A 14,158-nucleotide genomic window follows, 5' to 3' on the forward strand; every position below is an offset into this window, starting at 1 on the left:
CCTCCTATCTCCTGAGGCCCGGCCCCCGCCGCACCCGCGCGCGCGCTACTCCCCGACGCGCAGCCGCGCCATCTCGCCCCTGGGCGCGCCGGCGGTGGCGGCGAAGAACTGGCGCAGCATCGCCTGCTCCTCGGCGGTGAGATGCGGGTTCCAGGCGTCGAGGATCAGGATCGCGCGGGGGCGGTCGGAGCGGTTCCAGGCCTCGTGCTCGATCGTGTCGTCGAACGCCCAGGCGCGTCCCTCGTCCCATTGCCGCGTCTCGCCGCCGACCCGGAAGCCGCAGTCGGGCGGCACCACCAGCGGCAGATGGACGATCGCGCGCGCGTTGCTCACCCCCGTGTGCGCGGGCAGATGCGCGCCCGGCGCGAGGATCGAGAAGAACACCGTCGGTGTCCGCCCCGGCAGATCGGAGAGCGGCAGCGCCTCCACCGCGGCGGCGGTGCGCGGCACGCGCGAGCAGACCGCATCGTCGCGCCTGCCGTCGCGCCACAGATGGAGCGCCCCCCAGGCGAGCGAGCCGTCGAGCGCGGACCATTTGTTCTGCGGCGTTCCCGGCTTCATCGCCACATAAGGCCGCAGCGCGTCGCCATCCTCCGCCAGCACGCGGAGCAGCTCGTCGCGGATCGTCGCGGTCTCGGCCTCGAGCCGGTCGAACCAGGGGAAGAGCTCGCGCGCGAAGAACTCGTCGGCGGGGAGGAAGGGGACGTGCAGCCCGGCGCAGTGATTGGCGTAGATCTGGCGCCGGCCGAGCGCGTGGTCGACGCAGGCGTCGACGCGCCGCCGCGCGGCGGGCGCGAGCGCGGCGCGCGCCGGCGCCAGCGCGGCGTCCACCGCGGCCGCGAAGCCGGCGCGCTGCGCCGCGACATGGGCGCGCGCGTGCTCGAGCATCGTCTCGATCGCGGGCGAACGCTCGTCGAGCAGCGCCGCCATCGTCAGCACATTGCCCCAACGCTCCGCCGCCTCGTCGCGCTCGCCCGCGCGCTCGTGCCACTCGGCGAGCCTGACGAGCGCCATGAAGTGACGCTGATCGATCGCGAGCGCGCCCTCCAGCGCGGCGCGCTCGGCCGCGGCGTCGTCGCGCGAGCGGTGCGCGCGCGCCAGGTTCATCCACAGGTCGGGCGCGGCCGGATCGGCGGCGATCGCGCGCGTGAACCAGTCCGCCGCATCGGCGAAGGCGCCGCGCGCGAGCGAGTCGACGCCGAGCGCGTTGAAGGCGACCGGGTGCTCGACGCCGTCCGCGACCGCGGCGTGGAACAGCCGCACCGCCTCGTCGCGGCGGCCGGCGTTGCGCGCCGCGAGCGCGGCGGCGAGCTGTTGCTGGGATCGGCCGGAGGTCATAACATGGATGATAACCGATCGCGCGGTCTGGACAATCGCGCGCGTGCCGGCGCACAGCAGGGCGATGGCGGCGGCCCCTGACTCCCTGCTCGACGCGACGTGGCTGGCGCATCGCTACGACCCGGGACACGACGCTTTCCATCTCCGCCGCGTGCCGCGCGAGACGCACCGCGCCGCCACCTTCCTGACCGACGAGTATCTGCCCGCCGATGCCGCGCCGCCGCTGGTGGTGCGCCGCGCCGAGGCGCGCGCCGCCGCGCCCGCGCCGGCGCCGCTGCACTGGATCTTCCACTCCGCCTTCTGCTGCTCGACGCTGCTGGCGCGCGCGATGGATCATCCCGGCGCGGCGATGGGGCTCAAGGAGCCAGCGGTGCTCAACGACCTGATCGGGTGGCGTCGCCGCGGCGAGCCGGGCCCGGATCTCGCCGCGGTGCTCGACGACACGCTGGCGCTGCTGGCGCGGCCGTTCGCCCCCGGCGAGGCGGTGGTGATCAAGCCGTCGACCATCGCCAACGGCTTCGCCCCGGCGCTGCTGACGCTACGGCCCGACAGCGCCGCGCTGCTGCTCTACGCGCCGCTGGCGACCTTCCTCGGCTCGGTGGCGAAGAAGGAATTGGAGGGGCGGCTGTGGGTGCGCACGCTCCTCATCGGCATGCTCGACGACGGGCTGGCGCGCTTCGGCTATGCGCCGCGCGAGCTGCTCGCGCTGACCGACCTGCAGGTCGCCGCGCTGGGCTGGCTCGGCCAGCACCGCCTGTTCGCCGACTTGGTCGAGCGCTTCGGTCCCGCGCGCATCCGCACGCTCGACAGCGCGACGCTGATGGCGCGCCCGCGCGAGGCGCTGGCCGCGCTGGCGGCGCTCTACCGGCTGGGGCTGAGCGATGCCGCGCTCGACTCCATCGTCGCGGGGCCGGCGTTCACGCGCCACTCCAAGTTCGGCAACGCCTTCGATGCCACCGCCCGCGCCGCCGAGCATCGCGACGCGGCGACGCTGCACGCGCCCGAGATCGAAATGGTGGTGCGCTGGGCCGGGGAGGTCGCGACGACCTTCGGCATCGCGCTGGTGGCGCCCGCGCCGCTGCTCGGCTGAGTGGTCAGCAGACGCCGCTCGGCGTGGTGGTCTGACACCCCGTGGAGCGGACGGTGGTGCGCAGCTCCTCGCGGTCGCGCTGCCAATCAGCCTTGGTCTTGCAGACCCGCTCATTGCCGATCAGCGAGCCCGTCTTCGCGAAGCGCTTGCAGATGACCTTGTCGGGCGCGTCGGCGGCGCGCTCCGCAGCATCCTTGGTCTTTGCCTGATCGGCCGGCGCGACGGCGGCGAGCAGAAGGGTGAGCGCGGCGATACTGTGCATGATGATGGCCCTGTCGTATGCGGCTGAGCCACGAGGCTATGTCGGAGCGCCGAGCCATGTCAAACCGAGTCGAGCGGCGGCGCACCAGGGCGGGGCGCGGCGACGGGGCGGCGGCGCGCGCGGCGATCGAGCGCGCGCTCGCCGCGGGCGACGTGCCGCGCGCCGCGGCGCTGGCGGAGGCCGCGCTCGCCGCGGGGGCGAGCGACCCGATGTTCCTGAACCTCGCGGCGTGGCGGCGCGAGGAGGCGGGCGACTATCGCGGCGCGCACGAGCTGTTGCGGCGCGCGCTGGCGCTGGCGCCCGGCGACGTGCTGATCGCGGGCTCGATCGGTGCGGTGCTGCGCAAGGAGGGCCGCCACGACGAGGCGCTGGCGGTGCTCGACCGCGTGGTCGCCGCCGCGCCGCAGCACGCGGCCGCCTGGCTCGAGCGCGGCTACACGCTCGACTCACTCAAGCGCGAGGAGGAGGCAGGCGAGAGCTACCGCCGCGCGCTCGCGATCGATCCGAGGCTGGCGCCCGCGCACGGGCGGCTCGCCGATGCCGCGGCGCGCCGCGGGCGGGCGGAGGAGGCGCGCGACCAGGCCGCGCGCGCGCTCGCGCTCGACCCGCACGAGCCCGCCGCATGCGCCGCGCTCGCCACCGTCGCGATCGAGGCGCGCGAGGGCGCTGCGGCCGAGGCGCTGCTGCGCCCGCTGGTCGATCGCGTCCGCGGTGACGATCGTACGCGCACGCTGACGCTCCTGGGCGACTCGCTCGACCGGCAGGACCGCACCGCGGCGGCGTTCGACTGCTACGGCGCCGCGCAGGCGAACTTCCGCCAGGTCTATCGCGACGCGCTCGAACCCGGGCCGGGGCGGCCGTCGCATCGCACCTTCGTCGAGCGCATCGCGGCGCAGCTCGACGTGCCGCGCGCGCCGGCTGCCGCGGGCGACGTTCCCGGCGCCGCCGCTACCCACGTCTTCCTGCTCGGCTACCCCCGCTCGGGCACGACGCTGGTGGAGAACGTGCTGGCGAGCGCCGCGGGGGTGACCGCGCTGGAGGAGCGCGACACGCTGGGCGCGGCCGACGACGCGCTGATCGGCAACGATGGCGCGATGTCCGATCTCGCCGCGCTGGACCCGGCGCTGCGCGAGCGACTCAGCGCCGACTATTGGCGGCGCGTGGCGGCGATGGGAGCGGCGACGACCGGCACCTTCGTCGACATGAACCCGCTCAACGGCACGCGACTGCCGATCATCGCCGCGCTCTTCCCTCGGGCGCGCGTGCTGATCATGCGGCGCGATCCACGCGACGTCGTCCTGAGCTGCTACCGCATCAACTTCACCCCCAGCCCCGCGGCCTGGGCCTTCAGCGACCTGGAGGAGACCGCGCGCCACTATGACGCGCTGATGTCGCTGACCGAGCGCGCGCGCGCGACGCTGCCGCTGGCCTTCCACGAGGTGCGCTACGACCAGCTGGTGACCGACTTCGCGCCGACGGTACGCGCCATGGCGGACGTCATCGGCCTGCCTTGGACCGATGATTTCGAACGCTTCGACCGCACCGCGCAGCGTCGCGGCGTGCGCACCGCGAGCGCCACCCAGGTACGCCGCGGTCTGTTCGACGGACGTGGCCAGTGGCGCCGCTACGCCGAGCAGCTCGCCCCGGTGCTGCCGATCCTGCGGCCCTGGGTGGAGCGGTTCGGCTTCGCGGACTGAGCGCGCTCCTTCCGGGCGCCGGGGGGCGGTGAACCGCTACCCGTTGCCGCTCTCCCGCGCACACCCTAGGTAACGGGCGATGACGCTCACTCCCCCGGTCGCCGCGACGCGCGCGCATACCTTCACGCGCCACGGCGTCACCGTCGAGGACCCCTATGCCTGGCTCAAGGATCCCAACTACCCGGAGGTGACGGACGCCGAGGTCCTCGCCTATCTCGAGGCCGAGAACGCCTATTTCGAGGCGCAGATGGCGCCGCATCAGGGGCTGGTCGACCGGCTCTACGAGGAGATGAAGGCGCGCATCAAGGAGGATGAGTCGAGCGTTCCCCAGAAGGACGGCGACTATGTCTATTGGACCGCGTTCGAGACCGGCGGCCAGTATCGCAAATGGTGGCGCAGGCCGGTCGCCGGCGGTGCCGACGAGCTGCTGCTCGACGAGCCCGCGCTGGCCGAGGGCAAGGAATATTTCCGCCTCGGCGCCTTCGCCGTCTCGAACGACGCGCGCCTGCTCGCCTATGCGATCGACGACAATGGCTCGGAGCGGTTCACGATCCACGTCAAGGACCTGGCCAGCGGCGCGCTGCTGCCCGACACGATCCCCGGCATGCTCTCCGACATCGTGTGGAGCGCCGACGACAGCGGCTTCCTCTACGGGCTCGCCAACAAGGAGTGGCGTACGGACAACGCGCGCTTTCACCGGCTCGGCACCGACCCGAAGGAGGACGTCGAGCTCTACCACGAGGACGACGAGGGCTATCGCGTCGCGGTGGGCGAGACGAGCGACCGCCGCTGGATCGTGATCTCGACCGGCGACCATGTCACCAGCGAGGCGCGGCTGCTCCCCGCGACCGATCCCTTCGCCGCGCCGATCCTGGTCGCGCCGCGGCAGGAAGGGCGCGAATATGACGTCGACTCGCACGGCGACACGTTGTTCATCCACACCAACGACACCGACCCGATGTGGCGGCTCGTCACCGCGCCGATCGCCGCGCCGGGCGAGTGGACCGAGCGGATCGCGCCGAGCCCGCACTTCTACATGACCGGGGTGGATTGCTTCCGCGACTATCTCGTCGTCGAGGGGCGCGAGGACGGGCTCGACCAGATCGAGATCCATTCCTATGACCCCGCCGCCGCACCGCGCCGCATCTCCTTCCCCGAGGCGAGCTACACCGCCGGCATCGGCGACAATCCCGAACATGACACGCAGGTGCTGCGGCTCGGCTATGAGTCGATGGTCACGCCCGGCACGGTCTACGACTATGACGTCGCGAGCGGCGGGCTGACCGTGCTCAAGGTGCAGGAGATCCCCTCGGGCTATGACGGTGAGCGTTACGCCACCGAGCGGCTCAAGATCGTCGCGCGCGACGGCACCGAGGTGCCGGTCTCGATCGTCTACCCGCGCGACTTCCCCCGCGACGGCTCGCGGCCGCTGTTCCTCTACGCCTATGGCGCCTACGGCCACGCCATCCCGCCGGGCTTCTCGACCGGGCGGCTGTCGCTGCTCGACCGCGGCTTCGCCTACGCCATCGCGCATATCCGCGGCGGCGACGATCTCGGCCAGCAATGGTATCACGACGGCAAGCTCGAGAAGCGCGCCAACACGTTCACCGACTTCGTCGATGTCGCGCGCGGGCTGGTCGCGGGCGGGTGGACCAGCGAGGGCCGGATCGCGATCGCCGGGCGCTCGGCGGGCGGCGAGCTGATGGGCGCGGTGGTCAATTCCGACCCGGGGCTGTGGGGCGCGGTGATCGCGGATGTCCCGTTCGTCGACGTGCTCAACACGATGCTCGACGAGACGCTGCCGCTCACCCCGGGGGAATGGCCCGAGTGGGGCAATCCGATCGAGGACGCGGACGCCTTCCACCTGATCCGCGGCTACAGCCCCTACGACAACGTCCGCGCCCAGGCCTATCCGCCGCTGTTCATCTCGGGCGGGCTCAACGACCCGCGCGTGACCTACTGGGAGCCCGCCAAATGGGCGGCGAGGCTGCGCGCCACCAAGACCGACGACAACCTGCTGCTGCTCAAGACCAACATGGGCGCTGGTCACGGCGGCAAGTCGGGCCGGTTCGAGAGCCTGCGCGAGGCCGCCGAGGAGCATGCCTTCGTGCTGTGGCAGCTCGGGGTCGAGTCATGAGGCGCGACCGGCACCACGTCTCGTGACGATCGAGGCGATCGTCGAGCAATATGGGCTGGCGGCAGTGTTCGCCGGCGCCGCGTTGGAGGGCGAGGCCGCGGTGATCGCGGGCGGGCTGCTGGCGCACCAGGACATGTTCCCGCTCGCCGGCGCGATGGCGGCGGCGGCGGCGGGCTCCTTCACCGCCGACCAGGCCTATTTCTACGCCGGCCGGCGCTTCCGCGACCACCGCTGGGTCGCCGCCGCGCGCGCGCGCCCCGCCTTCGCCAGGGCAATGGCCGCGCTGGAGCGGCACCCGATCGGCTTCATCTTCGTGTTCCGCTTCCTCTATGGGCTGCGCACGATCAGCCCGATCGCGATCGGCACCGCCGGGATCAGCCCGCGGCTGTACGCCGCGGTCAACGCGGTGTCGGCGATGCTGTGGGCGATCACCTTCACCGCGATCGGCTTCGTCTTCGGCGATACGTTCGAGGCGGCAGTCGGGCGGCTGCGGCATGACTCGCGTCTGTGGTGGCTGGCGGGCAGCGTGGTCGCTGCGGGAGTGGCGGTCGCGCTGATCCACCGCATCAGGAGCCGTCGGGCATGACGCCGTTCCGCCGCGAGGTCACCGCCCGGCCCGAGGACATCGACGAGCTCGGCCACGTCAACAATGCGGTGTGGGTACGCTGGATCCAGGACCTGGCGGTGGCGCACTGGGCCGCGGTGGCGCCGGCGGAGCAGCAGGCCGCCCATGTCTGGGTCGTGACCCGCCACGAGATCGACTATCGCGGCAACGTCGTCGCGGGCGAGACGGTGACGGGCGAGACCTGGGTGCCGGGTGCGCCGCGGGGGGCGCGCTTCGACCGTCACTTCCGCTTCCTCGGCAGCGACGGTCGCGTGCGCGTCGAGGGCGTGACGACCTGGGCGCTGCTTGACCGCGCGACCGGGCGGCTGCTCCGTATCCGACCGGAGATCGCCGCGCCGTTCGTGAACTAGCACCTCAGATCCTCCCCGCATGGCGGGGAGGGGGACCATGCACAGCATGGTGGAGGGGGCTTCCGCGGATGACACGATGCGTGTGCGGATAGCCCCCCTTCCACCCCGCCCGGCGGGCGCGGCCCCCCTCCCCGTGCCGGGGAGGATCTTCTGCTACCGCTAAACCCAAATTAACGTCGCTCAAGCATACCGCCAGACAATGGATTCGCCGGGGACAGGGGGCTGGTCGGGCGGTGCTGGTGACGATCAAGACGAGCGCGGCGCGACCCGGGATGTACGTCCACGCGGTCGAGGGCGGCTGGATGGCGAGCCCGTTCTGGCGCAAGCACCTCGTGCTCGCCAGCGCGCGCGACGTCGCCAAGCTGGTCGAGGCCGGCATCGGCGAGATCGTGATCGACACCGGCAAGGGGGTCGGCCCGCTCGCGCCCGCGTCGCCGCCGCTCTCCGTCGCAGCAGCGGTCGAGATCGCCGCTCCGATCTCTGCCACGCCGCCGTCGCGCACCCGCCGACGCGCCGCCAACGAGCTCGATCGCGCCCGCGCGGTGGTGGAGCAGTCGCGCGCGGCGATGCTGCGCATGTTCGCCGACGCGCGCATGGGTCACGCGATCGATCACGGCGCGCTCGCCCCGCTGGTCGATTCGATCACCGAGTCGGTCGCGCGCGACCAGCGCGCGCTGCTCACCGTCACGCGGCTGCGCAGCAAGGACGAATATACCTGGCTCCACTCGGTCGCGGTCGGCGCGCTGCTGATCGGCTTCGCGCGCCACCTCGGCCTCCCGGAGGCGGACGTGAGCGACCTCGGCCTCGCCGGCCTGCTCCACGACATCGGCAAGATGGCGGTGCCGAGCGCGGTGCTCGAGAAGGCCGGCAGCCTCGACCCCGCCGAGCTGGCGCTGGTGCGGCACCATCCCGAGAAGGGCCACGCGCTGCTGCTGGGCGGCGACGTGCCCGAGGTGGTGCGCGACGTCTGCCTGCATCACCACGAGCGAGTCGATGGCCGCGGTTATCCCTTCGGCCTGGCCGGCGAGCGGCTCAGCCTCGCGGCGCGGATGAGCGCGGTGTGCGACGTCTATGACGCGGTCACCTCGCAGCGCCCGTACAAGCGCCCCTGGGCGCCGGGCGAGGCGCTCGCCCGGATGCAGTCGTGGCACGGCCATTTCGACCCGGAGCTGCTCGCCGCCTTCATCGACCATATCGGCATCCATCCCCCCGGCGCGCTGGTGCGGCTGCGGTCGAACCGGCTCGCGCTGGTGCTCGGCACCGGCGCCGACGACCCGACCGCGCCGCCGGTGCGGGCCTTCTTCGACATCCCGAGCCAGGCGCGCCTGCCGCTGACCGACGTCGCCACCGACGCCGCGGGCGACCCGATCCTGGGCGGCGAGCGCGGCGCCTATTGGTTCGGCATGTCGTGGGACGGGATGCGCGCCGCGCTGCTGGCGGTCGACCGCGACGATGCGGCGCCGATCGCTCGTGCGGCAGGGGCCTGAGGCGATGCCGACCCGCCCCGAAGCCGCCGCGGCGCCCGCACAGTTGCGGCGCATGCTCGACTGGCTCTCGCCCGCGCGCCGCGCCCAGCGGCTCGACGAGCGGCTCGCCGCGCGACGCCGGCTGTTCGACTCGATCGGCGAGCTGCTGTTCGCCAGCCGGCTCGCGCCCTCGCCGCGCAACTACGGGCTGGTCCACTCCTATCTGTCGGGCGAGGACGTCGCCACCAGCGTCGCGGTGGCGGAGGCGCTGCGTGCCACGGGGACGCTGAGCGAGGCCGTCGCCGCCCGCATCGCCGTCGGGCAGGAGACTACCGAGCTCGGCCCCGACACGCTCGCTCGCATCGCCGAGACGCTGGAGGCGCGCATCACCGAACTGCTCGGCGCCGCGGGCCAGTCGCGCCGCACCGCCGAGCAGTTCGGCAGCGCGCTCGAGGGCGAGGCGGCGCGGCTCGACGAGGATCCCGCCGCGACGATCGCGCGGATCGCCGCGCTCACCCAGGACGCCGTCACCGCGACGCGGCTGGCCGAGGCACAGCTCGAGCGCACGCGGCGCGAGGCCGACGCGCTGCGCCGCGACCTGCGCCAGGCGCGCCGCGTCGCCGAGCGCGACCATCTGACGGGCCTGCCGAACCGACGCGCGCTGGAGGCGGCGCTTCGCGCGCTCGACGCCAACGACGCGCCCGCGGCCGTGGCGCTGTGCGATATCGACGACTTCAAGCAGGTCAACGACCGCTTCGGTCATGCCGCCGGCGACCGCGTGCTACGCTTCGTCGCCGGCTTCCTCGAGCGCGAGCTCGGCGGCGACGTGCTGGTGGCGCGTCACGGCGGCGAGGAGTTCGCCTGCCTGTTCCGCCGCGCCGACACGCGCGCCGCGACCGCGCGGCTCGATGCCGCGCGCGAGCGGCTGTCGGCGCGCTCGCTGGTCAACCAGGAGACCGGGCTGGCGTTCGACCGCGTCACCTTCTCGGCGGGGGTCGCGCCGATGGGCGATGAGGGCGGGGCGGCGGCGCTGGCCGAGGCCGATCTCGCGCTCTACGCGGCGAAGCACGCGGGGAAGAACAGGGTCTGTGCGGGCTAGGGGCAGCACGCTGCGTCACGTTCGCCCCTCCTACCCGACTGGGTCAGAAGGGTAGGATGACCGCCCTTTCTATCTCACCTCATCACCCCTGATTCTCATACGCCAGCTGGAGCACGCCCCAGTGTACGCCGTCGACGCTGATCGAGGCGATCACCTGCTTGAGCAGCATCACCCCGCCGCTGGCGAGCGGGCGGCGGTAGGCCTTGAGGCAGAAGGGCTGCGTGATCTTCACCTGCACCGCGGTGTCGGGGAAGTGGAAGAACACTCCCGCGCGCGAGTGCTCGCTGTTCCACTGGCGATCGCCCGGGCGCTGCGGCAGCGAGCGCTCGGGCATCGCCACCGCGCCGAAGCAGTTGCGATCGGTGAAGCTCATCCCGAAGAAGCCCGGCAGCGCGCGCGCCGATTCCTGGTGCGGGCGCGCCAGCGCGGTGATCAGCGCCATCGCCGGGTGGGTGAACAGCGCGGGATCGGTGTCGGGCACGGGGGCGTAGCGCTCACTGAGGATCGCCTCCCGGCTGATCTCGCCCGTGCTCGCCGCGCGCGCGAGCCCGGCCGAGACCTGGCGCGCCGCCTCCAGCGCGAAGCGGATGTACGGGCGGTCGGGCATGTCGGCGTCACTCTCGGCGAGCCGCTGGAGCAGGTCGTTGGTGTCGTCGCTCACGCTGGTGACGCGCCGGGAGAGGCGCTGGAGCCCCTGCGCATTGTCCGCTGAGGTGCGCGTCAGCTCGCCTAGCCCGCCCTCGACCTCGCCGACGGCGTGGACCATCGAGCCGATCCGGTCGGCGACCCCCTCGCTCGACCGCGTCAGCCCGTCCATCAGCCCGCGCAGCCGCGCCACCAGCGCCTCGATGTCGCGGGTGCCGCGGTGCGCCGAGCGCGCGGTGGCGACGCCGGCGTCGACCTTGCCGAGCATCGAATCGGCCTGGGTGGTGAGCGTGTCGATCGAGCCGGTGATCCGCGCCGTGGCGACCGCGGTCTCGGAGGCGAGCTTCTTGACCTCGCCGGCCACTACCGCGAAGCCGCGTCCCGCCTCGCCGGCGCGCGCCGCCTCGATCGTGGCGTTGAGCGCGAGCAGGTTGGTCTGCTTGGCGATGGCGTCGATCGTCGCGGTGACCCGCGCGACCTCCTCCAGCGCCGCGGTGAAGCCGCCGATGCTCTCGTGGATGCGGCTGACCTGGGTGATCAGCTCGACCACGTCGCTGGTCGCCGCCTCGACCTGGACGTGCGAGTCGGCCAGCACCGCGTGCGCGCCCGCGGTATGCTCGCGCGCGCTACGCGCCGCGGCGGCGACCTCGTCGATGTCGTCGGCGAGTTGCCCGGTCTGCCGCCCGATCTGCTCGATCGTGCCGGCCTGGGCGGTGACCCGGGTAGAGAGCTCGGCGATGTCGGCCTGTAGGTCGAGCGTGCGCAGTCCCAGCTCACCCGACCGGCGGGCCGCCTCGGCAATCGTCTGATCCAGCGTCAACGCGATAGTCCCCCACTCTCCGTGCTGGCTAACAGCCTGAAGTTAAAAGCGTATTATCTAGGTCCGACGGCGAGATCGAGGCGCCTCCGCGACGAAGCTCAGGCCGCTCCAGCGCGGGCATGGCGAGGTCAGGTGGACAAGCGTCGACGCCACGTGAAGACCGAGGACATACCGTAGTTCCAGACCACGCTGACCAGCGCTCCAGCGACAGCCGACCAGAGCCAGTAGCTGTTATGAACGATGAGCCACTGCGAGATGTTGATATTCGCCACCGCGCCGGTCACGCACACAAGATTGAACGTCAGCCACCCGCGCAGCAAGGCGCGCCCGCGAAGTCGTTGATCACGATAGGTCAGTTTATTGTTCAAGGCGAAATTATTGGTGATGGCGACCGCGGTCGCCACGATCTGAGCCGTCGAAAAGCTCGCCGTACCGGTCACATATACAAGCACGAACGTGAGTATGTGGACGAACAGTCCGACCAAGCCCACCAACGCGAAGCTGAAGAATCGTAACGGTACCCTTCCCCCGGTGAGCTTCTCCAGCAAGAGCTGCCCAAACTCCCATAGAACAAGCGAGTCCATCTTGCTGTCGCCATGGCGACGGGCTCGAAAGGTGTATGGTAGCTCGGCTAGACGGAGTGGGCTGGGCGCGCTGAGGATGAGATCCATCAGGATCTTGAAGCCGACGGACGAGAGGTGCGGCAGCGAGCGCTCGAACGACGCACGGGTGAGCATGAAGAATCCGCTCATGGGATCGCTCATCGGGATCTTCGTCAACCGTACCGCGAGTCGAGTCGCCAGCCGGCTCGCCGCGGCGCGGTTGCGCGCCCAGTCGGCGACGCCGCCCCCGGTCGAGTAGCGGGTGCCCACGACGAGATCGGTATCACCCGACCTCAACAGGTCGAGCATCGCCGGCAGCAGCGTCTCGTCATGCTGAAGGTCGCAGTCTATTACCGCGATAAAGGGCGACGCCGTAGCGAGCATCCCTTCGATGCAGGCGGAGGCGAGACCGCGACGGCCAACACGTTGCAAGATGCGCACGCGCGCGTCTCGCTGGGCCAACACTCGGACGCGCGTGGCGGTGCCGTCGGGTGAATCGTCGTCGACGAAGATGACCTCCCACGAGAGGCCGGAAAGCGCTCGGTCGAGAGCGTCAACCAGCGAGGCGACGTTCTCTCGTTCGTTGAAGGCGGGAACCACGATCGCCAACTGCGCCGGCGGAGCGCGCCGATCCGACGTTGCCTCCTGCTCGCACATCACCTCCATCGCCGTGACCTCCCACACGAACCAGCCTGCTGCAAGGTCGTTGTGATGATGGCGACGAGCGCGGCTCAGTGCGCCATGTCCCGGCGGCGGAGCGGAACCCAAGGCATTGTCGCTGCGGTACGGAACCGCGTCCGTGGCGACAGATCCGTACCGTCGATGCTGCCCCTCTCCGTACGTCATCGCGGACGGATTGACCGACCGCCACCCACCGATCCGACCAGCTCGCTCTTCGCCCGCGTCGAAGCCGCGCTTCCTCGACATCGACAAGGGGGCGGCTGTTATGCCCCGGGCAGTCCGCGCACGAGGATCTCAGCTCCGGCGCGCGCGATAGCCCTTGTACCACTCGACCCACAGCGGGATGCCGACCGCGATCGGCGTGGTCGGGCGAAAGCCGAGGTCGTCGCGGATCGCGGTGAGGTCGGCGTAGGTCGCGGGCACGTCGCCGGGCTGCATGCCCTTGTCGACGCGGATCGCCTTCTGCCCGCACGCTTCCTCGATCAGCGTGATCAGCGTCTCCAGCTCCTCGGCCTTGTTGTTGCCGATATTGTAGAGGCGATGCGGCGAGACGCTGCCGCCCGCCTTGACCAGGCCGTCGTCCGCGGGCGGGTGGTCCAGCGCGGCGACGATGCCGGTGACGATATCGTCGATATAGGTGAAGTCGCGCCGCATGTTGCCGCCGTTGTAGACCTCGATCGGTACCCCTGAGAGGATCTTGTCGGTGAAGCCCCATACCGCCATGTCGGGCCGTCCCCACGGCCCGTAGACGGTGAAGAAGCGCAGCCCGGTCTGCGGGATGCGGTAGAGGTGCGCGTAGGTCTCGCTCATCAGCTCGTCCGCCTTCTTGGTGGCGGCGTAGAGCGAGATCGGGAAATCGACGCGCTGCTCGACTCGGAACGGCAGGTCGGGGCTGGTGCCGTAGACCGAGGAGGAGGAGGCGTAGACCATCTGGTCGACGCGGCGCGCGCGCGCCAGCTCGAGCATGTTGACATGGCCCGCGAGGTTGGACGCGACATAGGCGCGCGGGTTGCTCAGCGAGTAGCGCACGCCGGCCTGCGCGCCGAGATGGACGATCCGCTCGATGTCGGTGCCGCCGAGCGCGGCGTCGATCGCCTCATGGTCGCTGAAATCGAGCTGGTGGAAGGTGAAGCGCTCGCCGCCGCCGTCCGCGGTGATCGCCTCGAGCCGGTCGCGCTTGAGCTGCACCGGGTTGTAGTCGTTGAGATTGTCGATGCCGACCACGGTGTCGCCGCGGGCGATCAGCCGCCGCGCGACATGGCTGCCGATGAATCCGGCGACGCCGGTGACCAGAACCTGCATGATCTCTCCCCGATAGGCGGTGCCGCCATCCGCCATTACGTATG

At 71.5% G+C, this 14,158-nt stretch carries 12 protein-coding genes; 7 read left to right on the forward strand and 5 right to left on the reverse strand.

The features are described 5' to 3' along the window. Positions 1–45 precede the first annotated feature (45 nt). Positions 46–1,338 (reverse strand): aspartyl/asparaginyl beta-hydroxylase domain-containing protein, encoded by a 1,293-nt coding sequence (locus tag K7957_RS14385; RefSeq protein ID WP_223012687.1) that lies wholly within the window; start codon positions 1,336–1,338, stop codon positions 46–48. Between the two features lie 7 nt (positions 1,339–1,345). Here K7957_RS14385 and K7957_RS14390 point away from each other — a divergent pair, with 7 nt between their 5' ends. Continuing rightward, entirely contained in the window at positions 1,346–2,428 is a 1,083-nt protein-coding gene (locus K7957_RS14390) for a hypothetical protein (RefSeq protein ID WP_246617116.1), read from the forward strand. 4 nt (positions 2,429–2,432) lie between these two features. On the opposite strand, the gene K7957_RS14395 is transcribed toward K7957_RS14390, so the two are convergent. Further along, entirely contained in the window at positions 2,433–2,690 is a 258-nt protein-coding gene (locus tag K7957_RS14395) for a hypothetical protein (RefSeq protein WP_223012688.1), read from the reverse strand. Between the two features lie 56 nt (positions 2,691–2,746). On the opposite strand from K7957_RS14395, the gene K7957_RS14400 reads away from it, so the two are divergent. The 6 genes from K7957_RS14400 (at position 2,747) to K7957_RS14425 (ending at position 10,064) form a co-directional block, all read left to right on the forward strand. Continuing rightward, positions 2,747–4,387 carry a tetratricopeptide repeat-containing sulfotransferase family protein gene (locus K7957_RS14400; protein WP_223012689.1) on the forward strand — a complete coding sequence of 547 codons (1,641 nt, stop codon included), beginning with the start codon at positions 2,747–2,749 and terminating at the stop codon, positions 4,385–4,387. A gap of 79 nt (positions 4,388–4,466) precedes the next feature. Beyond that, positions 4,467–6,524 (forward strand): S9 family peptidase, encoded by a 2,058-nt coding sequence (locus K7957_RS14405; RefSeq protein WP_223012690.1) that lies wholly within the window; start codon positions 4,467–4,469, stop codon positions 6,522–6,524. A gap of 22 nt (positions 6,525–6,546) precedes the next feature. Next, positions 6,547–7,110, forward strand: a complete 564-nt coding sequence (locus K7957_RS14410; protein WP_223012691.1) for a DedA family protein — start codon at positions 6,547–6,549, stop codon at positions 7,108–7,110. Beyond that, a complete protein-coding gene (locus K7957_RS14415) occupies positions 7,107–7,499 on the forward strand; it encodes an acyl-CoA thioesterase (protein ID WP_223012692.1) in 393 nt (130 codons plus the stop codon). The genes K7957_RS14410 and K7957_RS14415 overlap by 4 nt, the downstream gene beginning before the upstream one ends. A gap of 239 nt (positions 7,500–7,738) precedes the next feature. After that, entirely contained in the window at positions 7,739–8,986 is a 1,248-nt protein-coding gene (locus K7957_RS14420) for an HD-GYP domain-containing protein (RefSeq protein WP_223012693.1), read from the forward strand. 4 nt (positions 8,987–8,990) lie between these two features. Further along, a complete protein-coding gene (locus tag K7957_RS14425; protein WP_223012694.1) occupies positions 8,991–10,064 on the forward strand; it encodes a GGDEF domain-containing protein in 1,074 nt (357 codons plus the stop codon). A gap of 82 nt (positions 10,065–10,146) precedes the next feature. Here K7957_RS14425 and K7957_RS14430 read toward each other — a convergent pair whose 3' ends face one another. From K7957_RS14430 to K7957_RS14440, 3 genes are all read right to left on the reverse strand, one after another. Further along, positions 10,147–11,529, reverse strand: a complete 1,383-nt coding sequence (locus K7957_RS14430; protein WP_223012695.1) for a methyl-accepting chemotaxis protein — start codon at positions 11,527–11,529, stop codon at positions 10,147–10,149. Between the two features lie 128 nt (positions 11,530–11,657). Beyond that, entirely contained in the window at positions 11,658–13,058 is a 1,401-nt protein-coding gene (locus K7957_RS14435) for a glycosyltransferase family 2 protein (protein ID WP_343228429.1), read from the reverse strand. A gap of 48 nt (positions 13,059–13,106) precedes the next feature. Continuing rightward, positions 13,107–14,114, reverse strand: coding sequence for a GDP-mannose 4,6-dehydratase (locus K7957_RS14440; RefSeq protein ID WP_223012696.1), 1,008 nt, complete (start codon positions 14,112–14,114; stop codon positions 13,107–13,109). Positions 14,115–14,158 lie beyond the last annotated feature (44 nt).

The sequence above is a fragment of the Sphingomonas yunnanensis genome, assembly GCF_019898765.1.
GTDB lineage: Bacteria > Pseudomonadota > Alphaproteobacteria > Sphingomonadales > Sphingomonadaceae > Sphingomonas > Sphingomonas yunnanensis.

What these genes read in the sequence shown, in the direction of transcription:
- K7957_RS14385 (WP_223012687.1), bottom strand. Translation starts at nt 1,338, where the DNA reads ATGACCTCCGGCCGATCCCAGCAACAGCTCGCCGCCGCGCTCGCGGCG.
- K7957_RS14390 (WP_246617116.1), top strand. Translation starts at nt 1,346, where the DNA reads ATGATAACCGATCGCGCGGTCTGGACAATCGCGCGCGTGCCGGCGCAC.
- K7957_RS14395 (WP_223012688.1), bottom strand. Translation starts at nt 2,690, where the DNA reads ATGCACAGTATCGCCGCGCTCACCCTTCTGCTCGCCGCCGTCGCGCCG.
- K7957_RS14400 (WP_223012689.1), top strand. Translation starts at nt 2,747, where the DNA reads ATGTCAAACCGAGTCGAGCGGCGGCGCACCAGGGCGGGGCGCGGCGAC.
- K7957_RS14405 (WP_223012690.1), top strand. Translation starts at nt 4,467, where the DNA reads ATGACGCTCACTCCCCCGGTCGCCGCGACGCGCGCGCATACCTTCACG.
- K7957_RS14415 (WP_223012692.1), top strand. Translation starts at nt 7,107, where the DNA reads ATGACGCCGTTCCGCCGCGAGGTCACCGCCCGGCCCGAGGACATCGAC.
- K7957_RS14425 (WP_223012694.1), top strand. Translation starts at nt 8,991, where the DNA reads ATGCCGACCCGCCCCGAAGCCGCCGCGGCGCCCGCACAGTTGCGGCGC.
- K7957_RS14435 (WP_343228429.1), bottom strand. Translation starts at nt 13,058, where the DNA reads ATGTCGAGGAAGCGCGGCTTCGACGCGGGCGAAGAGCGAGCTGGTCGG.
- K7957_RS14440 (WP_223012696.1), bottom strand. Translation starts at nt 14,114, where the DNA reads ATGCAGGTTCTGGTCACCGGCGTCGCCGGATTCATCGGCAGCCATGTC.